This is a genomic window from Brucella sp. NBRC 12950 (assembly GCF_030268145.1).
Classification (GTDB): domain Bacteria; phylum Pseudomonadota; class Alphaproteobacteria; order Rhizobiales; family Rhizobiaceae; genus Brucella.
The window spans coordinates 39,029-65,604 of record NZ_BSQC01000011.1 but is presented as its reverse complement, the minus strand read 5'-3'; the positions used below and the strand labels follow the sequence as shown (position 1 = coordinate 65,604).

Here is a 26,576-nt window from a genome sequence, read left to right as displayed (position 1 = left end):
TTTCAGGTGTAACTGAGGCCAACTTCTGGGCGGTCAGTGACTAGGCAAGGTTCAGGCCTTGGCTATCAGGAAAGCTTGGTTCATCGTTTCCCTTGGTAACCTCGAAAGAGTTTTCGACCATGACCGCTAAGCATGCCGCACTTCTCACTGTCCTGATGATCTCTGCGATTGTGTTTATGGCAGTTGGCATTTTCACCGTCGATGCTGGAAACAGCATGACGTCTACTGACGGCTACGGCATTTCAAGCGCGCGTTAAATTATAGTGTTGGTGGCGGCTGGGCCAGTCGCTTCCAGAAAACGCTTCTCCAGCCCGTCGATCACGATGGCTGAAAGTTTGCCGCTTTTCCATGCATAAGTATCAAGATTGACACGATTGGTCTGAACATCGACAGCACTCTGCGGGGTATGCCCGTGGATGATGACCTTTTCCAATGGATCAGTCCATCTCAGAAACAGAGTCCTGATCCACATCAGGTCGTCGCGATCCTGTGCATTGAGAGAAACTGCCGGGTTCACGCCTGCATGACAAAAAAAGAAATCACCAAAACTCAACCAGGACGGCATCGAGCGAATATAATCTATATGCGCCGCCGGGATCCTGTTGACCAGTTGCTTATATGCTTCTGCAGCAGAAGCCGTGTTGGTATAGTCTACTTCCACGCCGTATGATCTAGCCGTGTCACTGCCGCCATGAAGCGCAAAAATGCCATTCGTATCGCCGGTGGCGAGATAGCGCAGAAAACCGTCGTCATGATTGCCGATCAGCGAGAGAGTGCGGGGATCGTGTGTTGACGCGTGGATCAGAAAGTCCAGAACACCTTTGGAATCCGGTCCTCTGTCGATGTAGTCGCCTAAATGAATGATGCGCCAGTCGTGCGTTGGGTTGCGATCAATATCGGCATGGATTAACCCGTGCATATCCTGCAACAGATCAAGGCGGCCATGCACATCGCCAATTGCATATAGCCGGATGCCTTCCGGGCCTTTCGCATGCTGTAGAGTAACGCCACTCATAGTCGTTGCCTTCAGTAAAGCGCCGCGTCAAAACAGACGCACAACTGACGCTATAACGCATTGAATTTCTGCATAATTTTAGCTCGTTGGAAACATAACAAGGCAAGATTATGCGGTGGTGTCTTTGCCCACTCGCTGACGATAGCGCAATTGCGATACGCGTTCGCGTTCGTCGTTGAGTTCACGGTCGTTCGTTGCCTGTTCCACAAAGCGGATATGTTTTTGCACCGCTTCGCGTGCGGCTTGGGGATTACCGGCAATAACGGCGTCGTAAATAGTGCGGTGCTGTGACAGCAGCATATCAGCGACGCCTGGATAGCTGTAAATAAGCCCGCGATTGTAAAAGACACCATCCTTCAGCAATTGATAACAGGAACGCAAAGTGTGCAGCAGCACGATATTGTGTGCAGCTTCACCGATGGCATTGTGGAACTCGACATCGAGCTGCGCACCTTTATTAAGATCGCTGGCGCGGTTGGCGTCTTCCATAGCGGTCATAATTTCGGCCAGGAGAGCCTTGTCGGCTGACGTAGCGCGAAGGGCCGCATATTCGGCTGCCACGCTCTCGATCTCTCGGCGATATTCGAGGTAGTCGGTGGTTGCTTTTTTATGCTCACCAAAAAGCTTCACAACAGGCGCGCTGAACACTTGACCAATTACGTTGGCCACAAATGTTCCTTCGCCGTGGCGCGAGTTGAGAAGTCCGGCACTTTCAAGACGCTTGAGCGCGTCACGCAGAATGGGACGCGAGACATCAAATTGCCGTGCAAGGTCACGCTCGCCAGGAAGACGATCCCCGCCTCGCAGAACGCCTTCGAGAATCAGGCTCTCGATCTGATGTACAACATCGTCCGCCGTGCGGCTTGCGTGAATGCGGGAAAAAATTGTCTCGACCATGTCGTCTGCAGCCTCCGTCATGGCTGCAAACTATCCCTAAGCCATCAGGGGAGCAACGGGTCTTAAATTTGATAAATAAAAACCCCGGAAACGAGGCTTCCGGGGTGGGGGGAACTGGGGCTTTATCAAGCCTTCTTGCGTTTGCGGCCTGAAACGAAAACAACGATCCCAGCTACGAGGCCATACATTGCCCACTTGAAGGGAAGGACATCTGCGGTTTCGCTGCGGATTGGAAGCACAGTCACAGTACCAGGGCGGCTTTCAAAGCCGGTTTTGCCTTCGGCCTTTGCCTGCTCGATCTGCTGGGGGGAAACAACCCATTCTGCGCCGCGCGACTTGTCGTAGAACATGAAGCCGCAGCCGACAATGACGGCAACAATGAGTGCTAGAATAAGGCGTGTAGGTGTGTTCATCATCATTCCTCGAAAATCGAAATGGCAGGGAGGAAAACCATTTGATTCGTTTGATTGACGGGCTGGATGGCAATAAGCTTGTTGAAAAACAGATGCTTAGCCGACTATTATTTAAATGCCTTCAGCGAAGGTCAAGCGCGTTCATACGCAAATAGCTAAACGTAGTCTATTTCTTAGGCGGGCTTTCTGGTGAGCTGCCACTTTCCCAATAAGGAATCGGCCCGTAAAGGTCTGCCAGATAGTCGATGAAGAGACGCACCTTGGCTGGCAGGAACTGTTTAGAGGGGTAAACGGCGTGGATGGCAACATTTCGCGATGCGGCATATTCCGGCAATACTTGGACGAGCTTGCCTTCAGCGAGTTCAGGGCCAATATCCCAGGTTGAACGCTGTGCGATTCCAAGACCCGCCAGTACTGCCTCGCGTACCATTTCGCTCGAATTGGTCTGAAGCGGACCTACTGGTCGAATGGTGATCGGTCCTTTCGGACCTTCAAGCCGCCACGGATCATTGTTGTGTGGAGCGAGACAGATATGATCGGCAAGATCATCGATCGTCTCCGGCTTCCCGCGTTCTGCAATATAGTGCGGGGATGCTGCGAGAATTCTGCGCACTGGCGCAAGGCGGCGAGCGACTAGGGTAGAATCGGATAGTTCGCCAATCCGGATGGCAAGGTCATAACCGTCACCGACAATATCGACCATTTCGTCTGAGAGCTGCATATTGACGGTAAGGTCGGCATTGGCACGCATGAAAGGCACCAGATAAGGCGCAATATGCATTCGGCCGAAAGTTGTGGGAGCGGAGATTTTCAGTGTCCCGCGGGCATCCGCAGAGCGCCGCGCCACAAAGGCTTCCGCCTCTTCGATGTTGGATAGAATAGCAAGCACGCGTTCATGATAACCATGACCTGCTTCAGTAAGTGCTATTTGGCGCGTCGTGCGTTGGAGCAGACGAGTCCCGAGGCGCTCCTCAAGACGGCCGAGCCGCTTGGAGACAACGGCAGGTGACAGGCCGAGATCGCGTGCTGCTGCTGACATGCTGCCGGTTGCGACAACGCGCGCGAAAATCTCCATATCGGCCAGACTGCTCATCATGATAGTTTCAAATCCTCCCCGACAGCCTTTTGTGCCGACCTTCATCTAGCCGAGGCATCGTTGGGATCGCAAGGCGATTATGCCGCAGTGTCAAAACTGTTTCGCCATAGGCATGATTGGTAAAAATAGTTTACCAATCATGCAAAGTCGCTGGGAGGCGGAGGAAATATGAGCGGATTGGTCATGCCGGAGCCGGATGCGAACGTCTTGCAAAGACGGGCTGCAATTGTTGCAGACTTACGCAATATCGTACCCGGGGAAGGGATAGTCGACACGATCAATGCAATGCGCGTCTTTGAAAGTGACGGGCTGACCGCTCATCGTTCGCTTCCCCTCGTCGTTGTCCTGCCTGAAACAGTCGATCAAGTCTCGAGTGTTTTGAGATATTGTCATGACAACGGTATTCGCGTGGTGCCACGCGGTGCTGGCACCTCATTGTCTGGGGGGGCCATGCCGCTGGCCGATGCCGTGCTTCTTGGCATGTCGCGGTTCAATCAGATTCTGGAAATCGATTATCCCAATCGTGTGGCTGTCGTGCAACCTGGTGTGACCAATCTTGGAATTACCAAGGCAGTCGAGCATGAGGGATTTTACTATGCGCCTGACCCATCGTCTCAGATTGCCTGCTCGATAGGCGGCAATGTTGCCGAAAACGCAGGTGGCGTGCATTGCTTGAAATATGGGCTTACTGCCAACAACGTGCTTGGCATCGAAATGGTGCTTATAACAGGCGAAGTGTTACGCCTTGGCGGCAAGCACCTTGATTGCGAAGGCTATGATCTTCTGGGACTGATGACGGGTTCAGAAGGTTTGCTTGGGGTCGTGACAGAAATCACCGTTCGCATTCTGCAAAAGCCTGAAACCGCCCGTGCTGTGATGGTCGGGTTTCCATCGAGCGAGCAGGCTGGACAATGCGTCGCTGATATTATCGGTGCCGGGATCATTCCGGGTGGTATGGAAATGATGGACCGGCCTGCTATCCGCGCAGCAGAAGATTTTGTCCGCGTTGGCTATCCGCTTGATGTCGAGGCGCTTTTGATCGTGGAACTTGATGGGCCGCCGATTGAAGTCGATCACCTGATTGGAGCGGTGGAGAGCATTGCACTCAAAAATGGCTCGACCACTTGCATCCTGTCGCAGTCGGAAGAACAGCGACTGGCTTTCTGGGCTGGTCGTAAGGCGGCTTTCCCAGCGGTGGGGCGTATCTCGCCGGATTATCTTTGCATGGATGGAACTATCCCCCGCAAGGAACTCCCGCGGGTCTTGTCGGGAATGCGTGAGCTCTCAGAAAAATATGGCCTTCGGGTCGCCAACGTTTTTCATGCAGGCGATGGCAATTTGCATCCGCTCATCCTCTATGATGCAAACATTCCTGGAGAGCTGGAGGCAGCGGAAGATTTCGGCGCCGACATTCTGCGTCTTTGCGTGAAGGTTGGTGGCGTGCTGACTGGCGAGCACGGCGTGGGTATCGAGAAGCGCGATCTCATGCCGGAGATGTTCAACGAAATTGATCTCGATCAGCAGATGCGTGTGAAATGTGCCTTTGATGCCAAGCACCTGCTCAATCCCGGCAAGGTCTTTCCGCAACTGCGCCGTTGTGCCGAGCTTGGCCGTATGCATGTCCATCGGGGCGAGCTCGCCTTCCCCGACATTCCGCGTTTCTGATCTTTGGTTGTGAAGATGACTGATGCAAATATTTTAATACCGCAGGATGAAGCGCGTGTCGTTGAGGCCGTCCAATGGGCACTCGGGACGTCCACCCCGCTGGAGATTATCGGCAATGGTTCAAAGCGTGGGATTGGTCGCCCTGTTCAGGCGGACCATGTTCTGGATGTGTCGCAGCTTTCGGGTATCACGCTCTATGAGCCCGATGAGTTGGTGCTGGCGGCAAAGGCTGGCACACCTGTTGCCGAGATTGAAAAACTTCTCATCGCAAACAACCAGTGCTTTCATTTTGAACCGATGGATTATGGGCCATTGTTGGGTGGCAAGGCAGGCCGTGGGACAATTGGCGGTGTTTTGGCTTCCAATCTGTCGGGGCCGCGTCGGTTGAAGGCGGGCGCTGCGCGAGACCATATTTTGGGTGTGCGGGTGGTTTCGGGTCGGGGTGAATTGTTCAAATCCGGTGGGCGTGTGGTCAAGAATGTGACGGGCTATGATCTTTCCAAGGGCATGGCTAATTCCTGGGGTACGCTGGGGGTGGCAACGGAAGTAACGTTCAAGGTTCTGCCCAAGCCCGAAACCTCTGTGACGCTCGCCGTTCGCGGACTGGATGACGAGCAGGCATCCCGTATCATGGCCATGGCTATGGGATCACGTGAGGAAGTGTCATCGAGCGCCCATTTGCCGCCCACTGTCGCCAATCGTTTTCTCGATGGTAAGCTTGGCTGGGAAGCCGCAACAATTCTGCGGCTGGAAGGTTTCGCACCGTCCGTCGCGCATCGAAGCAGGCAGTTACAAGCCTTATTTGGCCGGGCGGTAACAGTCGACGTGATTGACGAGCCTCAATCGACACAGCTCTGGACAGAAGTTCGCGATGTGCTGCCCTATGCGCAGGCTGGCGATGCCCGCGCGGTCTGGCGTGTTTCAATGGCACCGTTGCAGGGCTGGCGTATGATTGATGAGTTTCGCCGCCATGCAGGCGTCGATGCCTATTATGACTGGCAGGGTGGCTTGATCTGGTTGCGTATGGAAGCCGAGCCGGAAGCTCGGACACTGCGGAAGCTGGTCGCCAAATACGGTGGCGGCCATGCAACGCTGATACGCGCACCGGAATTTATGCGTGCCAACATTGATGTATTTGAACCGCAACCGGCAGCGCTTGCAGCGCTTTCACAGCGGCTGAAATACCAGTTTGATCCGGAAAACATTCTGAATCCGGGACGTATGTATCCTGAGCAGGCGGGAGTGTGAGCCATGCAGACCCATTTCAGCCCTGAACAATTGCTCGATCCAGGTGTCAGCGAAGCAGATAAAATCCTGCGTAAATGCGTGCATTGCGGCTTTTGCACAGCGACATGTCCAACCTATGTTACGCTTGGTAATGAACTCGATAGTCCGCGTGGACGCATTTATCTCATCAAGGATATGCTCGAAAACGGGCGTCCCGCTGACGAAGAAGTTGTACGCCACGTTGATCGGTGTCTTTCATGTCTTTCCTGTATGAGCACCTGTCCGTCGGGCGTCAATTACATGCATCTGGTCGATCATGCGCGTGCCCATATTGAAAAAACCTATAAGCGGCCTTTTATGAACCGATTTCTGCGCGGTGTGCTGGCGCAAGTTTTGCCCTATCCGGGCCGGTTTCGTTTAGCGCTGAAGCTCGCCAAACTCGGACAACCATTCGCACCGCTTATGCAGAAAAGTGCGAGCCTGAAGCCTATCGCAGCCATGCTGGCACTCGCACCGCATAACCTTCCCGCCAAAGCGGATCCTGTAGAACTAAGCGTTGCCAAGGGCGAAAAGCGCGGACGTGTTGCGATCCTCAATGGATGCGCGCAACCCGTGCTTAATCCAGGCATCAATGCCGCGACACTCAGATTGCTCAATCGGTTTGGCATTGAAGTGGTAGCCCCGAAGAATGAAGGTTGCTGTGGTTCACTTGTTCACCATATGGGACGTGAGGAGCAGGCGCTCGATCAGGCCCGGCATAATGTCGATGTCTGGACGCGAGAGATCGAGAAGGGCGGTCTCGATGCGATTATCGTGACGGCTTCTGGCTGCGGAACGACGATCAAGGATTACGGTTACATGTTGCGGCTCGACCCAGCCTACAAGGATAAAGCTGCGCTTGTATCATCGCTCGCCCAAGATATCACCGAATATCTGACGACCATTGAACTGCCGCAACCGGAAGAGCCGAAGATGCTGACGGTTGCCTATCATTCTGCCTGCTCTATGCAGCATGGCCAGAAGATTGTGCGCCAGCCAAAAGACCTGCTTTCAAAAGCGGGTTTCACGGTGAAAGAGCCATTGGAGGGACATCTTTGCTGTGGTTCGGCGGGCACCTACAATATTATGCAACCCGAGATCGCGACCAAACTTCGTGATCGCAAGGTCAAGAATATTGAGGCGACCGGTGCCGATCTGGTTGCGACGGGCAATATCGGTTGTATGACGCAGATCGCAACAGGCAGTAAACTGCCAATTGTGCATACAGTTGAATTGCTCGACTGGGCCTATGGCGGACCAAAGCCCGTTGTGCTTTCAGGCTCCCGCCTTCACTGACCGTGCATGTTTGAGGGGAAAGCCCTTGAAGCTTTTCGTTTCTTTCAGCACGAAAGTGGTCTGCATTTCCTTGATGCGCGGCAAGCGGCGTAGGGTGGACATCGCAAAATCGGCATAGGTATCGAGGTCATGTGATACGACCTGCAACAGAAAGTCGGCGTCACCAGCGATGCTGTAACAGGTGATGACTTCATCGAGGCTCATCAATTCAGCAGCAAATTGCTCGGCTTCCGCTTCACTGTGACTATCAATTTTGATGCGAACAAAAGCCAGAACGCCAAGTCCTATTGCCTTTCGATCCAGCGTGGCGCGATAACCCTTTATCACGCCGTCTTCCTCCAGTTTGCGAACTTTGCGCCAACTTGGAGAGGTGGACATGCCGACCTGATCCGCGAGCGCCTGATTTGTGAGGCGGCCGTCACCCTGCAAAGCTTCGAGAACCCTGATGTCGGATGGATCGAGTGCGCTCATATAGATTTACCTCAGAATCTGGTTTTTCTGGAAGTATCTACCACAAAACTACGTTTGGCGGGATAGATAGGCAGGATTTACCCCAGCGAGCGGTGTATTTCTCAGTGAGATATTTCTGTTTCAGGAGCCGTCATGCACGAAGATTTGCGCCTTGCCATTGTTGTTAATCCCGAACTACCGCTCGGTCTGCTCGCCAATACGGTTGGCGCGATTTCGATAGGGCTGGGTGCAAAGCTGCCCCTCGTTGCCGCTCGACAACTGATCGATAAAAATGGCGTGGCAATTGATATCAGCTCGGATCGTCCGGTGCCCATTCTTCAGGCTGATGCGGAAACCCTCCGCTCCATTGCGTTAAAAGCGGTAGGCTTTGAAGAACGTCAGGCCGTCGTTGTCTTTCCCGCCTTCGCACGCTCGCTGCATGTCTATGCAGAATATGAAGCGGCTTTTCCTGAAAAAGAGCTTGCGAGCGAGGCGATCGACGGGCTGGGGATTGCAGGACCATCAAAATGGGTGCGCTCGCTCACGGGCAGCTTGAAACTGCTGCGATAGAGCATTTCGCATTTAAGCTCGGTTGTTCTGACGCTCTGCCTCCAATCGGTTTCCACTTTTGGGAGGCATTCTATAAAAAAGCCCGGAGTTTCTCCGGGCTATTTTGTTCGATTACACCACCGAAAACGTCGCAGGGTTCGGTCCGATACGACCTTCTGTCTTGTCCAGCTTGGTAATCGCATCATGGTCGGTGCCATTGAGGCTGAAATCAAAGACTTCGAAATTTTCCTTGATGCGTGCTGGAGTTACCGACTTTGGAATGACTATGTTGCCGGTTTCGATATGCCAGCGCAGGATGATCTGAGCAACTGATTTGCCGTGCTTTTCAGCAATCGTTTTCAGCGTCGTGTTTTCGAGAATAGTGCCCTGTCCAAGTGGGCTCCACGCTTCGGTTGCGATGTTGTGCTTGCTGTGGAACAGACGCAGCTCATCCTGTTGGAATTGCGGGTGCAGTTCGATCTGGTTAAGAACAGGAACAACGTCGCTTTCCTTGAGAATGCGTTCAAGATCAGCAGTGCGGAAGTTCGACACGCCGATCGATTTCGCACGGCCCTCTTCCTTGATCTTGATGAAAGCGCGCCATGTTTCCATGAAAAGGTCTTTGGATGGGAGCGGCCAATGGATCAGATAAAGATCAACATATTCAGTGCCAAGCTTCCTGAGGCTTTCGTCAAAAGCTTTGAGCGTGGACTCATAACCTTGTTCTTTGTTCCAGAGCTTGGTCGTGAGGTAAATATCGCCGCGCGCGATGCCGGACTCGTTGATTGCCTTGCCGGTGCCTTCTTCGTTGCCGTAAATGGCAGCTGTATCGATGTGCCGGTAGCCCACCTTCAGCGCTTCGCTGACGGCTGAGATGGCTTCATCATTGCCGATTTGCCAAACACCATAACCGAGCTGCGGAATGTAATTGCCGTCGTTCAGTTTTACCGCCGGTACGGTCATGTTCAGTCCTTCCCTCTTACATATATTCTCGTCATTTTGCTTCCACAGCATATGGGTGTTCGCATAAAAAGTGAAAGACCTTTCGACTGCCTTTATGTGTTAAGGTGGACGCTTTTCCTATAAAAACGTCAAAAGTTTCAATTCGATGACAAAAAGCCGCCGTCGGTTGTTTGTAACGGCGGCCTGAACGGACCCCTCACAGAAAGTCAGTGGAGGTTCCGTCAGCGAACGACGACGCGGGTGCCCACAGGAACGCGGCCATAGAGGTCGGTGACATCTTCGTTTCGCATGCGGAAACAGCCAGAAGACATGGCTTTACCGATAGTCCAGGGCTGGTTGGTGCCGTGAATTCGGTATAGTGTTGAACCGAGGTAAAGTGCGCGTGCGCCCAGAGGATTGTTGACCCCTCCCTTCATCTGCGCTGGCAGAATGCGGCCCTTTTTGCGTTCGCGGGCGATCATTTCCTTGGGTGGTGTCCAGGTTGGCCATTCCGCTTTGCGGCTCACACGCTGAGTGCCCTTCCACCCAAAACCCTGCTTGCCGACGCCGATGCCATAGCGGCGTGCCTGACCATTGTCTTCAACGAGATAAAGAAAACGCTTATTCGTATCAATGACCAGTGTTCCAGGCTTTTCGCCGCCCGAATACGACACAACCTGCGGCAGAAACATCGGATCGAACTGCTTCTTTTTGCGAACAACTTTTGCTGGATTTTCAGCAGGACGCTGCTGGCTCACACTTTGATACCGTGCCTTTGGTGGCTGCTTTTGCCGAACAACGGCGCGCTTTCGTGGTTGGGGTGCATCAATTGATGGTAAGACACGGACGGTTGGTCCATTGAGCTGGGCAATCCAGCGCTGCGATGTTTGATTGTCGACGCGAACCGGTGGTTGGGTCGCGTATCGATCGTTGGCAAAAGCCATGCTGGTGGTCACAATGGAAACGGCAATTGCCGCAAGTGATCCGATCAAAAGCAGATGACGTGGTTGCATAAGCCAAATCCGTCTGTTTTGCGTCCTGCATTCGCGCCGACGCTGTTGCCCGTCGCACTCCTGACATCTCCTGTCAGGAGAACGGCCCCGAATTTCATGGGCCCATTGTGCCGGGCAATGGAATCATAAAGGTAAATTTTGCTGCGTGTCGGGCTCTGGCTTGTCGCAAATTAAAGTTGTGGTTAGCAGCAAGTTGCGCGACATGATTAAAAATGCATAAAAGTCTGGAGACCAGAAATGAGCGATAAGGTGCTGGAAAAGACTGGATTGATCGTCAATGCAGATGGCAAAATGCGCTGCTTCTGGCCGGGCGAACTACCTGATTATATTGCCTATCACGACAATGAATGGGGCGTTCCGGTAACGAACGATCATCGCCTTTTTGAGAAAATCTGCCTTGAAGGGTTCCAGTCGGGTTTGTCTTGGCTGACGATTTTGCGCAAACGTGAAAATTTTCGAGCGGCTTTTGACGGTTTTGATTTCCGTCGTGTTTCGCTTTACGACGACAAGGATATAGAGCGCTTGCTTGCCGATAAGGGCATTGTCCGTCACCGTGGAAAAATCGCTTCCACGATTAACAATGCGAAACGCGCAATAGAGCTAGTTGAAGAAAAAGGCTCACTGGCTGCTTATTTCTGGTCGTTCGAGCCGGGTGAGAAGGATCGCCCGCAAATCGTAGATTATCCGACACTGTCTGCCAATCCCACCACCGCTACCTCAACGCGGATCTCTAAAGATCTCAAAAAGCGCGGTTGGTCTTTTGTCGGCCCGACCACGGTTTACGCGTTCATGCAAGCCATGGGGCTCGTCAATGATCATATTGAAGGCTGCCATTGCCGGCCTAACATTGAAAAGCTTCGATCTGCATTGACAAGACCTAATTAAGTGCGATTGCGGGGAATTCCCTTTTCTGCCAAAGCTACGACGCCTCGTTTCAGGAGTGTTGGAAATGGATCTGACGTCGCTCGCAGTTTTTGCTGGAATCTTGTTGGTAGCCGCTGGCACGCCGGGTCCTAATATCGGCGCGCTGGTCGCCCGTGTAATCAGTCGCGGTCATAAGGGTGTTTTCCCGTTCATGCTTGGGTTGTGGATAGGCGATGCGGTCTGGTTGTCATTGGCTGTTTGGGGGCTTTCAACGCTCGCTCACAATTTCCACACGGTCTTTCTCGTTCTTAAATATGGTGGCCTACTCTATCTGGCATATCTCGCTTGGAAGATGTGGTTTGCGCCCGTCAGCGATCTTATCAACGAAGAAATTATTCCCCGCCGCAATGAGGCTGGCGGTCTTTTTTTGAGCGCTCTGGCGATTACACTGGGCAATCCGAAGATCATGGTTTTCTATGTTGCCATCCTACCCACTGTGATTGATCTCACAGGTGTTTCAATCCTCGGCTGGGGTGAGTTGCTGTTGGTCATGTTCGCGGTTCTGGCAGTTGTTTATAATGCTTGGGTGCTGTTGGCCGTTCAGGCGCGCCGGTTTTTGCGTACGCCTCGCATGGTGAAGATTGCCAATCGTACATGCGCGGGAATGATGGCTGGCGTGGCTGTCGCCATCGCCACGCGCTGATCACGGCTTTTAAAGCTCTTCCTGCACTTGCCGCACCCGGTTTGATGCGTTAGGAAACCGGCAACGGATTTGCCGGGTTTTCCGGTGCAACATGAACAAAATCAGCGATCAGGCGGGAAAAATGGCCGACAAAGCGGACAAGATGAAGGCGCGGTTGCCGCGCGGATTTGTCGATCGGGTGCCGGATGATTTGCGCGCCACCGAAAAGATGACGGCGACCATCCGCGAAGTCTACGACCTTTATGGTTTTGAGCCGGTTGAAACACCGCTCATCGAGTATACCGATGCGCTCGGAAAATTCCTTCCGGACCAGGATCGTCCGAACGAAGGTGTATTTTCGTTTCAGGATGATGATGAACAGTGGCTTTCGTTACGTTATGATTTGACCGCGCCGCTGGCGCGGTTCGTGGCTGAAAACTACGAAAGCCTGCCTAAGCCTTATCGCAGTTATCGCAACGGTTGGGTTTTCCGTAATGAGAAGCCGGGTCCGGGACGTTTCCGCCAGTTTATGCAGTTCGATGCCGATACGGTAGGCGCGCCAAACGTATCGGCTGATGCTGAAATGTGCATGATGATGGCAGACACGGTAGAACGCCTTGGCATTCAGCGCGGCGATTATGTGATCCGCGTCAACAACCGCAAGGTTCTCGACGGCGTTCTCGAAGCCATTGGACTTGATGGTGATGCGAATGCGGGCAAGCGCCTTAATGTTCTTCGTGCTATCGACAAGCTCGACAAGTTTGGCGCTGACGGCGTTCGTCTTTTGCTGGGCAAGGGTCGTCTTGACGAAAGCGGCGATTTCACCAAGGGCGCAGAACTGTCCGATGCCGCCGTGGAAAAGGTTCTGGCCTTCACCGCTGCGGGCGGTGCAACAGGTGCTGAAACCATCGCCAACTTGCAGGCCGTGGTTGCCGGTAACGCCAAAGGCGAGGAAGGCGTGAAAGAGCTTGCCGATATGGAAGCTCTGTTTGACGCTGGTGGCTATGAAGGTCGCGTGAAGATCGATCCGTCGGTCGTGCGTGGTCTCGAATATTACACCGGTCCCGTGTTTGAAGCCGAGCTTTTGTTCGATGTCACCAACGAAGATGGCCAGAAGGTCGTGTTCGGTTCGGTTGGTGGCGGTGGTCGTTATGACGGTCTGGTGTCCCGCTTCCGCGGTGAGCCAGTCCCGGCCACCGGCTTCTCCATCGGCGTTTCGCGCCTGATGACAGCGTTGAAAAATCTCGGCAAGCTTGATGTGTCGGACGTGGTTGGTCCGGTCGTCGTGCTGGTCATGGACAAGGACGCCGCAAGCCTCGGTCGTTATCAGAAGATGGTTTCCGATCTGCGTCAGGCAGGCATCCGTGCTGAAATGTATGTCGGTGGTTCCGGCATGAAGGCGCAGATGAAATATGCTGACCGCCGGGATGCGCCATGTGTGATCATTCAGGGTTCGCAGGAGCGCGAAGCTGGCGAAGTTCAGATCAAGGATCTGATCGAAGGCAAACGGATATCAGCCGAGATTGAAGACAACGCAACCTGGCGCGAAAGTCGACCGGCGCAGGTTACGGTTAAGGAAGAGGCTATCGTTGCTGTAGTGCGCGAAATTCTTGAAGCGCAGGCAAGTGATCGCGCGCAGCAGGCGAAGTGACGGTTAACATGGCAGGTCAACGCACATCTTCAGTCCTTAGCACGCTCCGCGGGCAACTTGATGCCCGTGAAGCCGAGCTTGTCGATATTCCACTGATCCAGCCTGCTGATCCGTTTCTGGATATGGCGGGCGAGGATTTGCGCCGCCGCATTTTTCTCACCGAGAACGAAAATGGCGATAGCCTTTGCTTGCGGCCAGAATTTACAATTCCTGTCTGCCGCAATCATATCGAACTCAATGCTGCAACGCCTAAGCGCTATGCATATCTTGGAGAAGTGTTCCGCCAGCGTCGTGATGGTGCGGCAGAGTTCCTTCAGGCCGGGATTGAGGATCTTGGTGCGACGGATGAAGCGGCTTCGGACGCGCGTTCGATTGCTGATGCGCTGGCCTGTGTCCATACCGCCGCGCCCGATGCAGCACTCGAAATTGTTCTCGGCGACCAGTCGGTTTTCGCAGGTATGCTAAAGGCATTGGGTCTTCCGCAAGGATGGCGCAAGAAGCTACTGCGTGCCTTTGGCGACGATCGCACAATGGAAGCAGCTTTAGCCGAGCTGACTGGCGAACAGCGCATTAACCCGTTGCCGGAGCATCTAGCCGGTCTCGTTGCGGAAGGTGATGAGGCAGGATTGGCTCGCATGCTTGAAGCTGAAATGCTTGAAGCTGGCATGTCACCGGGGGCAGGGCGTACGCCTGCCGAAATCGCGCGTCGTTTGATCGAAAAGGAAGATCTGGCTGCAGCACGTTTTCCATCATCTGCACTTGATGTGCTAAAACGTTTCCTTTCGACCCGCGTTTCGCTCGAAGTTGCAACGATTACATTGCGGGCATTTGCGGCCGACAATTCATTGGATCTAAGTGCGGTTCTGCAAAAGTTTGAAGCGCGCACGGATGCGATTATCGCTGCCGGTATTTCTGCTGAAGATATTGTTTACGACGCATCCTTCGGACGCCCGCTCGACTATTATACAGGTCTTGTTTATGAAATCCGTCAGGCGGGCGGCGACAAGGACATGGTGATTGCCGGGGGCGGCCGCTATGATCGGCTTTTGACCATGCTTGGTGCGTCCGAAAACATTCCGGGCGTCGGGTTTTCCATCTGGCTAGACCGACTTGAGGCGCTGAGCGGAGAACAATCATGACTGTAACGCTGGCGCTTCCGTCCAAAGGACGGCTAAAAGAGCAGACGCTCTCAGTGCTCGAAAAGGCAGGATACAAGGTCATTTTGCCAGATGACTCGCGCAATTACCGTGCACGGGTTGAAGGTGAAGGCGATCTCGACATTCTGTTCTTATCGGCTTCAGAAATCGCACGCGAGCTTGGCTATGGCAGCGTTGATCTGGGCGTTACCGGGGAAGACCTTATCCGTGAAACGTTAGCCCATGCCGATGAGCGCGTGGCGATTGAAGCAGAGCTCGGCTTTGGCCATGCTGATGTTGTGGTCGCTGTTCCGGAAGTGTGGCGGGACGTAACGACTATGGCCGACCTTGATGATGTTGCTGCGGACTTCCGCCAGCGTCATGGCCGCCGTCTGCGCATTGCTACCAAATACTGGCGCTTGACGCAGCAGTTCTTCTCGCAGAAGCATGGCATTCAGGTTTATCGCATCGTTGAAAGTTTGGGGGCAACTGAAGGCGCGCCTGCGGCGGGTTCGGCAGACATGATTGTCGATATCACCTCCACCGGTTCGACGCTCAAAGCCAATCAGCTCAAAGTACTTGAAGATGGAGTGATCCTGCGGTCGCAGGCTTGTCTGGTTTCAGCTCGTCGTAGCGATCAGAATGCCCGCGTTCAGGATGTGATTGCCCGTATCCGAAAGGGTCTGGTTGGCTAATAATATAATACTGAACCTAAAAAGCCGGTCTGAATTTCAGACCGGCTTTTTTGTTTTAGATTTTAGGCTTGCTGCCAATCAAGCCGTAATAGGCGATGTAGATGTAGCAGATGATAGGCATCAGGAATGCCAGATGAATGCCTACTCTATCTGCAAGCGCGCCTTGAATGAGCGGGATGATCGCGCCGCCAACGATGGCCAGACACAGGATCCCGGAACCCTGACTGGTGTGCTTTCCAAGGCCATGCAGAGCCAGACTGAAGATCGTCGGGAACATGATCGAGTTGAAGAGACCGATTGCCAGAACCGACCACATAGCGACATGGCCAGTGGTTGCAACTGTGATGAGAAGCAGAATGATGGCCATAGCGGCATTAAACGCCAGCGCCTTGCCGTCATCGATATATCGCATGGCGACTGCGCCAATAAAGCGACCGAGCATTGCGCCGCCCCAGAAGTAGGAAACGTAATGTGCAGCCTCAGATTCTGCCAGACCTGCAACATTGGGGTCGTTGAGGAAATTGACGAGGAAACTGCCTACGCTGACCTCAGCGCCGACATAGACGAACAGGCCGATAGAGCCCAAGACAAGATGGCGATACTGCCAAGCTGAACCATCTTCTTTTGTGAGGACCGCCGTTTCTTCTTCCTGAACGTCAGGCAGTTTCAGGATTGCGAAAACGATTGCGAGAACCGCGAAAGCAAGCGCCAGCATGAGGTAAGGGAACTGTACTGCATCCGCTTGCGCAGAGCTTGCTGCATCACTGGTTGCTGCGGACAGTATCAGGAGCGCTCCGAAAGATGGTGCGACGGTTGTGCCGAGCGAGTTGAAAGCCTGTGTCAGTGTCAAACGGCTGGCGGCTGTTTCAGGCGCGCCCAGAATGGTGACATAGGGATTTGCCGCGACCTGAAGAATGGTTACACCCGAAGCCAGCACGAAAAGCGCGCCAAGAAAGAGTTCGTAAACCCGATAGGAGGCGGCCGGAATGAACAGCGCGCAGCCGACGGCTGCAATGACCAGACCGGTCACGATCCCCCATTTATAAGATATACGTTTGACAAGTGCGCCAGCGGGCAGTGAGACGATGAAGTAAGCACCAAAGAAACAGAACTGGATCAGCATCGACTGGAAGTAGTTTAGCTGAAAAACTCCCTTGAGATGCGGGATGAGAATGTCGTTGAGACAAGTGATGAAGCCCCACATGAAGAAGAGCATCGTGAGGCTGGCAAGTGCAAAGCTGTAATTGTTGCCCGTATGGGCATCAGCACGAGGCTGACTGTTCGTTGCGGGTGAAACGGCCATTTTTTCTCTACAAGCTAAGTTATGAGACACGTCTGGGAGGACGATATGTCTTTCCAAAATTAAAATAGGCGGTTGCAATATCTTACAAGATCGTGCGGTGCAATCATTGCGAGCTCTAAGTAACAGTTCTGTGTCTTGATAAAGTTGATACTAAAAAGCCGTGCTCATGAAGCACGGCTTTTCAAGGTCGGGCATGAAAGCGGGAATTAGCCGCGCTTTGCGTCGATCGAAATCGAACCTGCCCCCTGCAGTGCAAGAAGGATCAGACCGCCAGCAATGGCGAGGTTCTTCTGTGCCATCATCGCGTTCATGCCTTCAGCGAAGTTCATGTGCGCTACAAGCGTTGCACCGATGGTGAACAGAGCCACGATTGCAGCAGCAATACGTGTCTGGAAACCAACGAGAATGGCGAGGCCGCCTACGAACTCAACAAGGCCAACGAGAACAGCGGTTACAGTTGGAACCGGGAGTCCGAGGCCCGCAAAGTAACCAGCTGTGCCGGAAATCGCAGTCAGCTTGCTAAAGCCAGCGAGAATAAACAGGATCGAAAGAAAGACGCGTGCGACGAGCGTGGCAAAGCCGTTGCTCTGAGGAGTGATAGACGACATCAGGGGAATCTCCAATTAAACTGACCAACCCAATACCTGCTCCACACTGTCAAGAAAAGATGGATATTCTTCGACAGTTTGTTCACTAATTGCGCACAATCAATCTGGGGCGATCATTTTTTCTGCGCGCACGAGCCGGTCGTAATCTTCCTCAGATACATGTCCGCTCTTTAATGCCTCCTCGCGCAAGGTTGTACCGTTCTTGTGCGCGGTTTTTGCGATCTTGGCGGCATTGTCATAGCCGATAGCTGGTGCCAGAGCAGTTACGAGCATCAGCGAACGATCGAGAAGATCCTTGATGCGGTCTTCGTTGGCCTCGATGCCTTCCACGCAGTGATCCGCAAACGAGACCATGGCATCGCTTAAGATTCGGATCGACTGCAGTACATTATAAGCAATGACTGGCTTAAATACGTTAAGCTCGAAGTGTCCCTGGCTTGCAGCAACGGTTACTGTGGTCTGGTTGCCGAAGACCTGTGTTGCCACCATGGTGAGAGCTTCAGCTTGTGTCGGATTAACCTTGCCCGGCATAATTGATGAGCCGGGCTCATTTTCCGGCAGCGACAATTCGCCAAGACCAGAACGAGGACCGGAGCCAAGGAAGCGGATGTCGTTGGCGATTTTGAAAAGATCAGCCGCCAGCCCGTTCAGGCTGCCATGGAAGTTTGCAAGCGCACCGTGGCTTGCGAGCGCCTCAAATTTGTTGGGGGCTGTCTTGAAGCTTAGGCCGGTGATTTCGCTGACAGCGTTCGCAAAGCCAGTATCGAAACCTTTTGGTGCGTTTAGGCCAGTGCCAACGGCGGTTCCGCCCTGTGCCAGCAGGAACACGTCCGCAAGCGATTGTTCAATGCGATGGCGCGCATATTCCAGCGCTGCGCGATAGCCTGAGAATTCCTGTCCAAGCGTGACAGGCGTCGCATCCTGCGTATGCGTGCGGCCGATCTTGATAATGTGCTCGAACGCTACTTCCTTATCTTTGAGTGCTTTGGTGAGGCGTTCCAAAGCCGGAAAGAGGCGTTGAACAGTCTCAACTGCCGTTGCAATATGGATTGCAGTTGGGAAAGTGTCATTCGAAGACTGGGCCATATTGACGTGGTCATTCGGATGGACTGGCTTCTTCGAGCCAAGCTCGCCGCCCAGAAGCTCAATGGCGCGGTTGGAAATAACCTCGTTGGCATTCATGTTTGACTGCGTACCTGATCCCGTCTGCCAGACAACAAGCGGGAAATGATCGTCGAGCTTGCCTTCAATCACTTCGGATGCCGCAACGGCGATGACCTGTCCAAGAACAGGATCAAGCTTACCCAGAGCAATATTGGTTTCAGCTGCTGCGCGCTTGACGACGCCCAATGCATGAACCAGAGGCAGGGGCATACGTTCGCCACCGATCTTGAAATTTTGCAAAGAACGCTGTGTTTGCGCGCCCCAGTAACGGTCGGCGGCAACATCGATGGGTCCGAAAGTATCTGTTTCGGTACGCGTGGCAGTCATCTTCAGTCTCCGGCTTGTTTCAGGCGGGGGAAATGCCCGCCCGTAGAATCGAGAATAACAGCATTGCTGGATTATTGGCTATGGAATGCTCGTAGAGCAGCCCTAGCTCTCAATTATTTGATAAAATATGAATATAAAAGTCAAATTTTATCGAGTGCAGCACCCACTCCAGGTTCAGTTATCCTCGTTGTCGTCATCGCCGTCGTCGGTTTCTGAAATCCACGCGGTCGGCTCGACCCGCTGCTGGGTTTTACTGTCGGTGAAAATCCACCATCCGGTGTCAGTTTCGTCCCAGTCGCCACCACCGGCTTTCAGCTTATCAAGAGAACGATATTGACCAACTGATTCATTGCGCTGATCGTCATCATCGATCCATACCACAGTTACTTTGCGTCCGTCCTTCGGTGCAGTGGCTATCGGTCGTTCCTGGCGCATTTAATTATCCATCCCATGATCAGTTCAGATAATCATAGGGCAAAAAAACGGTGCGACAAGCCGCGGTCCCAAGCATTGGCATAGTGCCGCGGTTTGTCGCGAATGAATTAGCCGAGGCGTGCAGCTTTCAGGGCATGACCCCACCACGCAAGCTGATCCAGCATATTCTTGGCGGCTTCCCCCAGATGCGGGAAGTCATCCAGCGTGTTCTCTTTCTTGACGACTGCAAGGTAATCTGGGAACAAGATATGGACGCCAGTTTTCACCGACATCGAAGACATCTCAACTGCGATCATCCGCAGCTGTTCGACAGCGCGTGCACCGCCGACGCCGCCGTGGCCGACGAAGCCGATTGGCTTCTCAATCCAATCACCATAATCGATGGCATTTTTCAGAACCGCTGTTGGCGCATGGTTATATTCGGCAGCAGTCAGAATATAGGCGTCAAACTCGCGTAGCTTGGTCTTCCACCTGTCGGCTGTCTCTGCCTGTGCGGTGGTTGTTGCTATGTCGCCATAAAAACCCATAGGATAATCAGCCAGATCGAGGATTTCGACATCGAATTCAGGTCGTGCGGCTGCGACCTTTGCAATCCATTCCGCTGATACTGGAGAAAAACGCTGTTCACGAGTGCTGCCGACAATCACTGCAACTTTAAGCTTGCTCATCGATATTTCCTTTTTAGTGGTAACCAATAGAGACTAACGCTATACCGGTGACTGAATAAGGCGCAAGGAGGCACTTTTATGAAACCCGGTGACTTCAAGGAAACCACTGCTTGCAGGGCTGTGACCGATATTTTGTCGCGCGTCGGCGATAAGTGGACGGTCTTGGTTGTGAGTTATCTTGGCAATGGCCCGATGCGGTTTAATGAAATCCGCCGCACAGTTGATGGCATTTCGCAGAAAATGCTGACGACGACGCTTCGCAATCTCGAGCGCGACGGCTTTGTCTCCAGAACTGTCTTCCCGACCATTCCACCGAAGGTCCAGTATGAATTGACGGAACTTGGCTGCGATCTTCTCAGGCCGGTTCGAGGTTTGGGAGAGTGGGCAGTCGCTAATGAGGCGCAGGTCATGATGGCGCGAGCGCGTTATGACGCGCGGAAGTCGGTCCACGGTTATGATCAGGCTGAAGCGGCAGAATGAGCAGTCGATAAGTTTAAAGCGTAAAAGTGGAAAGGCAGGCGCGAGCCTGCCTTTCCTGTTGCCTGAGACAGGACTTCCAAAGTGCGGGGGCAAACAGGAAGTCCATCTCGTATTGGTAGCGATTGACCATGAAAACCGCGGAATGTAAATCAGAAAATGCTAAAATAGCCGCAGCTTCCTTAGTAAAGCCCGGGATAGGTAAATTTTCTATAAATCACAAAGAGTTACATAATGTAAGAAAGCCAATCGAAGGCTGCTTTTCTCCCAATTTTATACTGCAAATCTTGGTCGCCACTTGATGTGTGAAGTCGCGTTGCACTTTAAACATTCAAAAAAAAACCTTCGGCAGAGGCCGAAGGTTTTCTATTTTTTTGGGGCTTTCACCTGCACAGGTGCTCTGTGCAGGCTTATTTGCCCCGTGCTCTATGGACTTCTTAGAAGTCCATACCGCCCATGCCACCCATACCGCCAGGCATGCCAGCAGGAGCTGCGTCCTTCTTAGGCAGTTCAGCGATCATGGCTTCAGTCGTGATCAGAAGACCGGCCACTGATGCTGCGTTCTGCAGAGCGGTGCGAACAACCTTAACCGGGTCAACAACGCCAGCCTTGATCAGGTCGCCGAATTCACCATTGGCAGTGTTGTAGCCGTAGGTGTCCGAGCCGTTTTCAAGGATCTTGCCAACGATGACGGAAGCTTCTTCACCGGCATTGGTCGTGATCTGGCGAGCAGGAGCCTGCAGAGCGCGACGAACGATGTTGATACCAGCTTCCTGGTCAGGGTTTGCACCCTTGGCAACGATCTGCGACGAAGCGCGGAGCAGAGCGGTACCACCACCAGCAACGATACCTTCTTCAACCGCAGCGCGAGTTGCGTTCAGGGCGTCGTCAACGCGGTCCTTCTTTTCCTTGACTTCGATTTCCGTTGCACCGCCGACGCGGATCACGGCAACGCCACCAGCGAGCTTGGCAAGACGTTCCTGAAGCTTTTCACGGTCGTAGTCAGAAGTGGTTTCTTCAACCTGCTGCTTGATCTGCGAAACGCGCGCATCGATTTCAGCCTTCTGGCCTGCACCGTCAACGATCGTGGTGTTTTCCTTGGTGATCGAAACTTTTTTCGCACGGCCGAGCATGTCGAGCGTAACGGTTTCAAGCTTGATGCCGAGGTCTTCGGAGATAACCTGACCGCCGGTGAGGATCGCGATGTCTTCGAGCATTGCCTTACGGCGATCGCCGAAGCCAGGAGCCTTAACAGCAGCAATCTTCAGGCCGCCACGCAGCTTGTTGACAACGAGCGTTGCGAGAGCTTCGCCTTCAACATCTTCAGCGATGATGACGAGTGGCTTTGAGGTCTGAACAACAGCTTCGAGCACTGGCAGAAGGGCCTGCAGGTTCGAAAGCTTCTTTTCATGCAGAAGGATGTATGCGTCTTCGAGATCAGCAACCATCTTGTCTGGGTTGGTGACGAAGTATGGCGACAGGTAGCCGCGGTCGAACTGCATACCTTCAACGACTTCGAGTTCGGTTTCAGCGGTCTTGGCTTCTTCAACCGTAATCACGCCTTCGTTGCCGACTTTCTGCATCGCTTCAGCGATCATCTTGCCGATTTCGGCTTCGCCGTTAGCGGAGATGGTGCCAACCTGAGCAACTTCTTCCGAAGTGTTGATCTTCTTGGCCTTGCTAAGAAGGTTTGCAACAACTTCAGTGACTGCGAGGTCGATACCGCGCTTCAGGTCCATTGGGTTCATGCCGGCAGCAACAGCTTTTGCGCCTTCCTGAACGATAGCCTGACCGAGAACGGTCGCAGTGGTTGTGCCGTCACCAGCAGTATCGTTGGTCTTCGAAGCCACTTCGCGCAGCATCTGTGCGCCCATGTTTTCGAACTTGTCTTCAAGTTCGATTTCCTTGGCAACCGATACGCCGTCCTTGGTGATGCGTGGAGCGCCAAAGGACTTGTCGATAACAACGTTACGACCCTTTGGGCCGAGCGTTACCTTCACAGCGTCAGCGAGGATATCGACGCCGCGCAGCATCTTTTCGCGCGCATTGCGACCGAATTTTACGTCTTTTGCAGCCATTTTACTCTCCTGGGAAATGTCCCGGTCAGATTATGGTGAGTTGATATTGAGGTAGAAACTAATCTGTGGCTTCGCCTAACCGGCGCGAACCAGAGGGATTAGCCAACAATACCGAGAATGTCGGATTCTTTCATGATCAGCAGGTCTTCGCCGCCGATCTTGACTTCTGTGCCCGACCACTTGCCGAACAGAACCTTGTCGCCAGCCTTAACTTCGAGAGCGATCAGCTTGCCTGCTTCGTCACGAGCGCCAGCGCCAACAGCGACGATTTCGCCTTCCTGCGGCTTTTCTTTAGCGGTGTCAGGGATGATGATCCCGCCAGCGGTCTTAGCTTCCGATTCAACGCGACGAACGACGACGCGGTCATGAAGCGGGCGGAACTTGATATCAGCCATGGTATAACCCTTGGTGTTATAGACGTTGAACCCTGTTAACGGATCGAACCGATCCGCGCTTGTTAGCACTCCATCTGTCCGAGTGCTAACGTGCCAAAGAGATAGAACTGGTCCTATTCTTTGTCAAGGATCGTTGCCGTTTTTTGACAGAGCAGAAAATAAATTCTGAAAATCAGCCTGTCACAGGCATCGGCGTCCTGTTGCCTGCAATGTGGGGACTATACAGATGGCTGGCAAGGCGGGCGGAAAAATAAGCACCTGTGGCGGGTTATATCCAGGAAATGGCAGGCTTGGTTAACGACCTCTGATTGCAGGAAGACTTATCGTTCAAACACAATGCGTTCATCCGGGCGTGCATTTGGACGCAGATAGGCTCAAGCGTGGTGACAGATCAGGCGCATTCTAGTAGAGGAATTCGCAGGATGCCTCATACGCATCTTCACCAAAGTCGACTGTTTGCTTGAGCATGGAACGGTCGGGCTCCTTATTTTGCCGGTATATGCCGGACCACAATACTAGAGGATAGTGATGAAACTGCCTGAGCGCCTAGACGATCTGACGGACGGATATGATGCGATCTTCTGTGATGTCTGGGGTGTGTTGCACAATGGTGAAGTTGCATTTGCACCTGCTGTCGAGGCTTTAAAGCGTGCGCGCGCCAAGGGCATAACGGTTATTCTCGTAACCAATGCACCACGTCCGTTTGGCAGCGTTATTGCACAGATGACGTTGCTCGGTGTGCCGGAAGATGCCTATGACCGTGTGGTCACGTCCGGCGATGTGACCCGTGATCTCATTATTGAAGGTCCGCGCAAGGTCTTCCATATCGGTAGCGAACGTGAGCTGGCGATTTATGAAGGTCTGGATGTCGAGCTTGTTGAAGAGTTCGAAGCTTCGGGCGTCGTCTGTACGGGTCTTTATGACGATGAAACCGAGACGCCGGAAAATTACGCGGAGCTGCTGCAACGTCTTCGTTCGCGCAATCTGCCTTTCATCTGCGCAAACCCGGATATTATGGTTGAACGCGGACCGCGCCTGATCTGGTGTGCCGGCGCGCTGGCGCGCGATTACGGTCAGCTTGGCGGTCGCACGCTGATTGCAGGCAAACCGCATCGCCCGATTTACGAAGCTGCTGCAAAAGCGGTTGAAGAAATTCGTGGTTCGCCTGTTGAAAAGACCCGTATCCTCGGGATCGGCGACGGAGTGTTGACAGATGTTAAGGGCGCCGCTGATTATGGGCTCGATGTGCTCTATATTTCCGGTGGTGTTCATGCAGCGGATTACACAGCTGATGGAAATGTCGACTTCGAGAGAATGAACGCGTTTCTGCAAAAGCATGGCCATGCACCAATCGCCTCGCTCTACGCACTCGTCTGACATCCGCCTCGAGAACCTGCTTCGACCATGACAAAACCTGCTTTTCAGCGCCTTTCAGGAACGGATGCATTGCCGCTCACATTGCGTGATTGCGTTGTGGCAATAGGCAATTTTGATGGTGTTCACCGTGGCCATCAGGCAGTGTTGGAGCGTGCGCTTGAAATTGCTCAGCGGGATGGGTTGCCTGCTGTTGTTCTGACTTTTGAGCCGCACCCGCGCAGTTTCTTCAAGCCCAACGAGCCTGTTGAGCGCCTGACCGATGCCGTCGAAAAAGCCGAAATTCTGCGACTGATGGGTTTCCACGCTGTGGTGGAGCAGCCGTTCACAGCAGATTTTTCGGCGCAATCTGCTGAAGACTTTGTGCGCAATATTCTGGTCGAGCGTTTGCACGCCAATTGCGTGGTCACAGGTTATGACTTCCATTTTGGCAAGGGGCGCCGTGGCACACCGCAATTCCTCGTGGAAGCCGGAGAGGTATCGGGGTTCAGTGTTTCTCTGGTGGATGCATTCAGCGACGAGGGCGGAAATGTCGTTTCCTCCACGCGCATCAGAGCGCTTTTATGCGATGGTGCGGTTTCCGAAGCGGCAGGTCTTCTTGGCTATCGCTATCGTGTGAGCGGAGAAGTTATTCACGGTAAGAAGCTTGGTCGCACGCTTGGATTTCCAACCGCCAATATGACAATCGATGATCATGTGAGCATGAAGCATGGCATTTATGCTGTGCGTTTCCGCAGGGCGGACGGCAGTTTGCGCGATGGTGTCGCAAGTTTTGGCCGTCGTCCGACTGTTGACAGTGATGGGAAGCCGTTGCTTGAAACTTTCGTCTTCGATTTTGCAGGCGAGCTTTATGGCGAAGTTGCTGAAGTCTCTTTCTTTGGCTATCTGCGCGGTGAAATTAAATTCGACGGTCTTGATCCGCTGATTGTTCAAATGAAACGGGATGAAGAAGAAGCGCGCGCGATCCTCGCGGGAGCACAACCGATATCCGCACTGGATCGTCTACTATCCTTTCCAGCTTAGCTACCACGGCGGTTCTGACGCGTAATGGATTTCCACTTCTGAGAGTCATGCTGCGAAAAAGCCTGTAGTAATTTCTACCTGAGATTTAAGTTTAATTTTACATATTCCGTACACATAGTATTAAATGCCCCTAAAGTTTCCGGGGCGCTGTTTATCGGAGTTTCATGTGACGCGTATCTCCCTTGCCTTTATTACAGGCGCTGCATTGTTCGTGGGTTCTTTCTCGGCCGTTGCTGCAGATATGCAGCAGACAGACGTTTATGCTGCGGAACCCGCCAAGCCGGCTCGCAAGTATTTCTGGTCTGGCGACTGGTATCTCAAGGTGGGTGCTGCTGGCCTGGTTGCTCCGAAGTTCGAAGGTTCCAACAAGTATAGGTTTTCAGCGCAGCCTCTGATTTCGCTTGGCCGTCAGGGTGAGGCAGAACGCTTTTCATCGCGCAATGACAATGTCTCTTTTGCACTCATAGATCAGGATCGCTTCCGTGTTGGTGCTGTCGGTAAATTGATGTTCGAGCGCGACACCAAGATTGATGGTCTTCACGAAACCAAGTTCGGCGGCGAAGCCGGTGGTTTCGTCGATGTTTACCCAACTGACTGGCTGCGTGTCCGCGGTGAAGTGCGTCATGGTATTCGCGCGCACAAGGGTGTTGTCGCTGATGTTGCCGCCGATGCGTTCTATGACGTAACGCCTGTCGTTCGTGTTTCGGCTGGCCCGCGTGCAACCTTCGCCTCCAAGGATTACTTCAAGACCTATTATGGCGTAACGGCTGAGGAAGCTGTTGCATCGGGTGTGAAGGAATATCGTCCGGGTGGCGGTTGGGAATCGGTCGGTGTTGGCGGCGCCATCACCTGGAAAGCAACTGACAAGATCGATACCAGTCTGTTTGGCGAATATAGCCGTCTTCAGGGTCCGGCAAAGGATTCGAGCATCGTGAAGCAGCACGGTTCGCCGAACCAGTTTATGGTTGGCGTATCTGCGACCTATCGTTTCGATTTCTCGCTCGACTGATAAAAATCCGGTCAATCTGTAAAGTTTTCGGAGGCAGGGCTGCAAGTTTATTGCGCCCTGCCTCTTTATTCCTGCGAAGGTCATT

Annotated in this window: 28 protein-coding genes; 14 read left to right on the top strand and 14 right to left on the bottom strand. The window is 53.2% G+C overall.

Going from position 1 to position 26,576, the window contains the following annotated elements:
- The first annotated feature begins 119 nt into the window (after nucleotides 1-119).
- Nucleotides 120-257, top strand: a complete 138-nt coding sequence (locus QSJ70_RS18330) for a hypothetical protein (RefSeq protein ID WP_007877997.1) — start codon at nucleotides 120-122, stop codon at nucleotides 255-257.
- Here the strand turns inward: QSJ70_RS18330 and QSJ70_RS18325 are convergent.
- The 4 genes from QSJ70_RS18325 to QSJ70_RS18310 form a co-directional block, all read right to left on the bottom strand.
- On the bottom strand, nucleotides 254-1,015 hold the full coding sequence (locus QSJ70_RS18325; RefSeq protein WP_215777492.1) for a metallophosphoesterase: 762 nt from the start codon (nucleotides 1,013-1,015) through the stop codon (nucleotides 254-256). The two genes, QSJ70_RS18330 and QSJ70_RS18325, sit on opposite strands and share 4 nt — an antisense overlap.
- 108 nt (nucleotides 1,016-1,123) lie before the next feature.
- Nucleotides 1,124-1,912, bottom strand: a complete 789-nt coding sequence (locus QSJ70_RS18320) for an FCD domain-containing protein (RefSeq protein ID WP_215779087.1) — start codon at nucleotides 1,910-1,912, stop codon at nucleotides 1,124-1,126.
- 125 nt (nucleotides 1,913-2,037) lie between these two features.
- Nucleotides 2,038-2,325, bottom strand: coding sequence for a hypothetical protein (locus QSJ70_RS18315; protein WP_215779085.1), 288 nt, complete (start codon nucleotides 2,323-2,325; stop codon nucleotides 2,038-2,040).
- A gap of 166 nt (nucleotides 2,326-2,491) precedes the next feature.
- Nucleotides 2,492-3,421 carry a LysR family transcriptional regulator gene (locus tag QSJ70_RS18310; protein ID WP_215777490.1) on the bottom strand — a complete coding sequence of 310 codons (930 nt, stop codon included), beginning with the start codon at nucleotides 3,419-3,421 and terminating at the stop codon, nucleotides 2,492-2,494.
- 168 nt (nucleotides 3,422-3,589) lie between these two features.
- Here QSJ70_RS18310 and QSJ70_RS18305 point away from each other — a divergent pair, with 168 nt between their 5' ends.
- The 3 genes from QSJ70_RS18305 to glcF are packed head-to-tail and all read left to right on the top strand — an operon-like array spanning nucleotide 3,590 to nucleotide 7,648.
- A complete protein-coding gene (locus QSJ70_RS18305) occupies nucleotides 3,590-5,086 on the top strand; it encodes an FAD-linked oxidase C-terminal domain-containing protein (RefSeq protein ID WP_215777488.1) in 1,497 nt (498 codons plus the stop codon).
- 15 nt (nucleotides 5,087-5,101) lie between these two features.
- Nucleotides 5,102-6,334 carry a glycolate oxidase subunit GlcE gene (glcE, locus tag QSJ70_RS18300; protein WP_285538536.1) on the top strand — a complete coding sequence of 411 codons (1,233 nt, stop codon included), beginning with the start codon at nucleotides 5,102-5,104 and terminating at the stop codon, nucleotides 6,332-6,334.
- Between the two features lie 3 nt (nucleotides 6,335-6,337).
- Complete coding sequence (glcF, locus tag QSJ70_RS18295) at nucleotides 6,338-7,648, top strand: glycolate oxidase subunit GlcF (protein ID WP_285538534.1); 1,311 nt, start codon at nucleotides 6,338-6,340, stop codon at nucleotides 7,646-7,648.
- Here the strand turns inward: glcF and QSJ70_RS18290 are convergent.
- A complete protein-coding gene (locus QSJ70_RS18290; RefSeq protein ID WP_285538532.1) occupies nucleotides 7,628-8,119 on the bottom strand; it encodes an Lrp/AsnC family transcriptional regulator in 492 nt (163 codons plus the stop codon). The genes glcF and QSJ70_RS18290 overlap by 21 nt on opposite strands.
- A gap of 132 nt (nucleotides 8,120-8,251) precedes the next feature.
- Here QSJ70_RS18290 and QSJ70_RS18285 point away from each other — a divergent pair, with 132 nt between their 5' ends.
- Nucleotides 8,252-8,668: a DUF2000 domain-containing protein gene (locus tag QSJ70_RS18285; protein WP_215777481.1), complete on the top strand. Its 417-nt coding sequence runs from the start codon at nucleotides 8,252-8,254 to the stop codon at nucleotides 8,666-8,668.
- Between the two features lie 111 nt (nucleotides 8,669-8,779).
- Here the strand turns inward: QSJ70_RS18285 and QSJ70_RS18280 are convergent, their stop codons facing one another.
- Together QSJ70_RS18280 and QSJ70_RS18275 are read right to left on the bottom strand one after the other, a co-directional pair.
- Entirely contained in the window at nucleotides 8,780-9,610 is an 831-nt protein-coding gene (locus tag QSJ70_RS18280; protein ID WP_285538529.1) for an aldo/keto reductase, read from the bottom strand.
- 221 nt (nucleotides 9,611-9,831) lie between these two features.
- Nucleotides 9,832-10,602: a L,D-transpeptidase gene (locus QSJ70_RS18275; protein ID WP_215777477.1), complete on the bottom strand. Its 771-nt coding sequence runs from the start codon at nucleotides 10,600-10,602 to the stop codon at nucleotides 9,832-9,834.
- 237 nt (nucleotides 10,603-10,839) lie between these two features.
- On the opposite strand from QSJ70_RS18275, the gene QSJ70_RS18270 reads away from it, so the two are divergent.
- The 5 genes from QSJ70_RS18270 to hisG all read left to right on the top strand — a co-directional run bounded on the left by QSJ70_RS18270 (nucleotide 10,840) and on the right by hisG (nucleotide 15,630).
- Nucleotides 10,840-11,487 (top strand): DNA-3-methyladenine glycosylase I, encoded by a 648-nt coding sequence (locus tag QSJ70_RS18270; RefSeq protein WP_215777476.1) that lies wholly within the window; start codon nucleotides 10,840-10,842, stop codon nucleotides 11,485-11,487.
- Between the two features lie 64 nt (nucleotides 11,488-11,551).
- Nucleotides 11,552-12,169, top strand: coding sequence for a LysE family translocator (locus QSJ70_RS18265; protein WP_215777474.1), 618 nt, complete (start codon nucleotides 11,552-11,554; stop codon nucleotides 12,167-12,169).
- A 121-nt stretch (nucleotides 12,170-12,290) separates the two neighbouring features.
- Nucleotides 12,291-13,799 (top strand): histidine--tRNA ligase, encoded by a 1,509-nt coding sequence (gene hisS / locus QSJ70_RS18260; protein ID WP_215777472.1) that lies wholly within the window; start codon nucleotides 12,291-12,293, stop codon nucleotides 13,797-13,799.
- Between the two features lie 8 nt (nucleotides 13,800-13,807).
- Nucleotides 13,808-14,938: an ATP phosphoribosyltransferase regulatory subunit gene (locus QSJ70_RS18255; RefSeq protein ID WP_215777470.1), complete on the top strand. Its 1,131-nt coding sequence runs from the start codon at nucleotides 13,808-13,810 to the stop codon at nucleotides 14,936-14,938.
- Nucleotides 14,935-15,630: an ATP phosphoribosyltransferase gene (gene hisG, locus QSJ70_RS18250; protein WP_215777468.1), complete on the top strand. Its 696-nt coding sequence runs from the start codon at nucleotides 14,935-14,937 to the stop codon at nucleotides 15,628-15,630. The genes QSJ70_RS18255 and hisG overlap by 4 nt, the downstream gene beginning before the upstream one ends.
- A 55-nt stretch (nucleotides 15,631-15,685) precedes the next feature.
- On the opposite strand, the gene QSJ70_RS18245 is transcribed toward hisG, so the two are convergent.
- The 5 genes from QSJ70_RS18245 to QSJ70_RS18225 form a co-directional block, all read right to left on the bottom strand.
- Nucleotides 15,686-16,933: a sugar MFS transporter gene (locus QSJ70_RS18245; protein WP_215777464.1), complete on the bottom strand. Its 1,248-nt coding sequence runs from the start codon at nucleotides 16,931-16,933 to the stop codon at nucleotides 15,686-15,688.
- A 206-nt stretch (nucleotides 16,934-17,139) separates the two neighbouring features.
- Nucleotides 17,140-17,541 (bottom strand): DoxX family protein, encoded by a 402-nt coding sequence (locus tag QSJ70_RS18240; RefSeq protein WP_215777462.1) that lies wholly within the window; start codon nucleotides 17,539-17,541, stop codon nucleotides 17,140-17,142.
- A 99-nt stretch (nucleotides 17,542-17,640) separates the two neighbouring features.
- A complete protein-coding gene (gene fumC / locus QSJ70_RS18235) occupies nucleotides 17,641-19,032 on the bottom strand; it encodes a class II fumarate hydratase (protein WP_285538524.1) in 1,392 nt (463 codons plus the stop codon).
- Nucleotides 19,033-19,206: 174 nt separating this feature from the next.
- Nucleotides 19,207-19,467 (bottom strand): hypothetical protein, encoded by a 261-nt coding sequence (locus tag QSJ70_RS18230; RefSeq protein WP_215777459.1) that lies wholly within the window; start codon nucleotides 19,465-19,467, stop codon nucleotides 19,207-19,209.
- Between the two features lie 107 nt (nucleotides 19,468-19,574).
- On the bottom strand, nucleotides 19,575-20,135 hold the full coding sequence (locus tag QSJ70_RS18225) for an NADPH-dependent FMN reductase (RefSeq protein ID WP_215777457.1): 561 nt from the start codon (nucleotides 20,133-20,135) through the stop codon (nucleotides 19,575-19,577).
- Nucleotides 20,136-20,213: 78 nt separating this feature from the next.
- Between QSJ70_RS18225 and QSJ70_RS18220 the strand changes: the two genes are divergently transcribed.
- On the top strand, nucleotides 20,214-20,615 hold the full coding sequence (locus tag QSJ70_RS18220) for a winged helix-turn-helix transcriptional regulator (RefSeq protein ID WP_285538521.1): 402 nt from the start codon (nucleotides 20,214-20,216) through the stop codon (nucleotides 20,613-20,615).
- Nucleotides 20,616-21,049: 434 nt separating this feature from the next.
- On the opposite strand, the gene groL is transcribed toward QSJ70_RS18220, so the two are convergent.
- A complete protein-coding gene (groL, locus tag QSJ70_RS18215; RefSeq protein WP_215777454.1) occupies nucleotides 21,050-22,690 on the bottom strand; it encodes a chaperonin GroEL in 1,641 nt (546 codons plus the stop codon).
- Nucleotides 22,691-22,788: 98 nt separating this feature from the next.
- Nucleotides 22,789-23,085: a co-chaperone GroES gene (gene groES / locus QSJ70_RS18210; protein ID WP_006472506.1), complete on the bottom strand. Its 297-nt coding sequence runs from the start codon at nucleotides 23,083-23,085 to the stop codon at nucleotides 22,789-22,791.
- Nucleotides 23,086-23,613: 528 nt separating this feature from the next.
- Between groES and QSJ70_RS18205 the strand changes: the two genes are divergently transcribed.
- The 3 genes from QSJ70_RS18205 to QSJ70_RS18195 all read left to right on the top strand — a co-directional run bounded on the left by QSJ70_RS18205 (nucleotide 23,614) and on the right by QSJ70_RS18195 (nucleotide 26,491).
- Nucleotides 23,614-24,462 carry a TIGR01459 family HAD-type hydrolase gene (locus QSJ70_RS18205; protein WP_215777452.1) on the top strand — a complete coding sequence of 283 codons (849 nt, stop codon included), beginning with the start codon at nucleotides 23,614-23,616 and terminating at the stop codon, nucleotides 24,460-24,462.
- A gap of 27 nt (nucleotides 24,463-24,489) precedes the next feature.
- Nucleotides 24,490-25,482, top strand: coding sequence for a bifunctional riboflavin kinase/FAD synthetase (locus QSJ70_RS18200; RefSeq protein WP_215777450.1), 993 nt, complete (start codon nucleotides 24,490-24,492; stop codon nucleotides 25,480-25,482).
- A 124-nt stretch (nucleotides 25,483-25,606) separates the two neighbouring features.
- On the top strand, nucleotides 25,607-26,491 hold the full coding sequence (locus tag QSJ70_RS18195) for a MipA/OmpV family protein (RefSeq protein WP_285538499.1): 885 nt from the start codon (nucleotides 25,607-25,609) through the stop codon (nucleotides 26,489-26,491).
- Nucleotides 26,492-26,576: the final 85 nt, after the last annotated feature.

Coding starts and splice junctions, on each gene's coding strand:
- QSJ70_RS18330 (WP_007877997.1), top strand. CDS start 120: ATGACCGCTAAGCATGCCGCACTTCTCACTGTCCTGATGATCTCTGCG.
- QSJ70_RS18325 (WP_215777492.1), bottom strand. CDS start 1,015: ATGAGTGGCGTTACTCTACAGCATGCGAAAGGCCCGGAAGGCATCCGG.
- QSJ70_RS18320 (WP_215779087.1), bottom strand. CDS start 1,912: ATGGTCGAGACAATTTTTTCCCGCATTCACGCAAGCCGCACGGCGGAC.
- QSJ70_RS18315 (WP_215779085.1), bottom strand. CDS start 2,325: ATGAACACACCTACACGCCTTATTCTAGCACTCATTGTTGCCGTCATT.
- QSJ70_RS18310 (WP_215777490.1), bottom strand. CDS start 3,421: ATGATGAGCAGTCTGGCCGATATGGAGATTTTCGCGCGCGTTGTCGCA.
- QSJ70_RS18305 (WP_215777488.1), top strand. CDS start 3,590: ATGAGCGGATTGGTCATGCCGGAGCCGGATGCGAACGTCTTGCAAAGA.
- glcE (WP_285538536.1), top strand. CDS start 5,102: ATGACTGATGCAAATATTTTAATACCGCAGGATGAAGCGCGTGTCGTT.
- glcF (WP_285538534.1), top strand. CDS start 6,338: ATGCAGACCCATTTCAGCCCTGAACAATTGCTCGATCCAGGTGTCAGC.
- QSJ70_RS18290 (WP_285538532.1), bottom strand. CDS start 8,119: ATGAGCGCACTCGATCCATCCGACATCAGGGTTCTCGAAGCTTTGCAG.
- QSJ70_RS18285 (WP_215777481.1), top strand. CDS start 8,252: ATGCACGAAGATTTGCGCCTTGCCATTGTTGTTAATCCCGAACTACCG.
- QSJ70_RS18280 (WP_285538529.1), bottom strand. CDS start 9,610: ATGACCGTACCGGCGGTAAAACTGAACGACGGCAATTACATTCCGCAG.
- QSJ70_RS18275 (WP_215777477.1), bottom strand. CDS start 10,602: ATGCAACCACGTCATCTGCTTTTGATCGGATCACTTGCGGCAATTGCC.
- QSJ70_RS18270 (WP_215777476.1), top strand. CDS start 10,840: ATGAGCGATAAGGTGCTGGAAAAGACTGGATTGATCGTCAATGCAGAT.
- QSJ70_RS18265 (WP_215777474.1), top strand. CDS start 11,552: ATGGATCTGACGTCGCTCGCAGTTTTTGCTGGAATCTTGTTGGTAGCC.
- hisS (WP_215777472.1), top strand. CDS start 12,291: ATGGCCGACAAAGCGGACAAGATGAAGGCGCGGTTGCCGCGCGGATTT.
- QSJ70_RS18255 (WP_215777470.1), top strand. CDS start 13,808: ATGGCAGGTCAACGCACATCTTCAGTCCTTAGCACGCTCCGCGGGCAA.
- hisG (WP_215777468.1), top strand. CDS start 14,935: ATGACTGTAACGCTGGCGCTTCCGTCCAAAGGACGGCTAAAAGAGCAG.
- QSJ70_RS18245 (WP_215777464.1), bottom strand. CDS start 16,933: ATGGCCGTTTCACCCGCAACGAACAGTCAGCCTCGTGCTGATGCCCAT.
- QSJ70_RS18240 (WP_215777462.1), bottom strand. CDS start 17,541: ATGTCGTCTATCACTCCTCAGAGCAACGGCTTTGCCACGCTCGTCGCA.
- fumC (WP_285538524.1), bottom strand. CDS start 19,032: ATGACTGCCACGCGTACCGAAACAGATACTTTCGGACCCATCGATGTT.
- QSJ70_RS18230 (WP_215777459.1), bottom strand. CDS start 19,467: ATGCGCCAGGAACGACCGATAGCCACTGCACCGAAGGACGGACGCAAA.
- QSJ70_RS18225 (WP_215777457.1), bottom strand. CDS start 20,135: ATGAGCAAGCTTAAAGTTGCAGTGATTGTCGGCAGCACTCGTGAACAG.
- QSJ70_RS18220 (WP_285538521.1), top strand. CDS start 20,214: ATGAAACCCGGTGACTTCAAGGAAACCACTGCTTGCAGGGCTGTGACC.
- groL (WP_215777454.1), bottom strand. CDS start 22,690: ATGGCTGCAAAAGACGTAAAATTCGGTCGCAATGCGCGCGAAAAGATG.
- groES (WP_006472506.1), bottom strand. CDS start 23,085: ATGGCTGATATCAAGTTCCGCCCGCTTCATGACCGCGTCGTCGTTCGT.
- QSJ70_RS18205 (WP_215777452.1), top strand. CDS start 23,614: ATGAAACTGCCTGAGCGCCTAGACGATCTGACGGACGGATATGATGCG.
- QSJ70_RS18200 (WP_215777450.1), top strand. CDS start 24,490: ATGACAAAACCTGCTTTTCAGCGCCTTTCAGGAACGGATGCATTGCCG.
- QSJ70_RS18195 (WP_285538499.1), top strand. CDS start 25,607: ATGCCCCTAAAGTTTCCGGGGCGCTGTTTATCGGAGTTTCATGTGACG.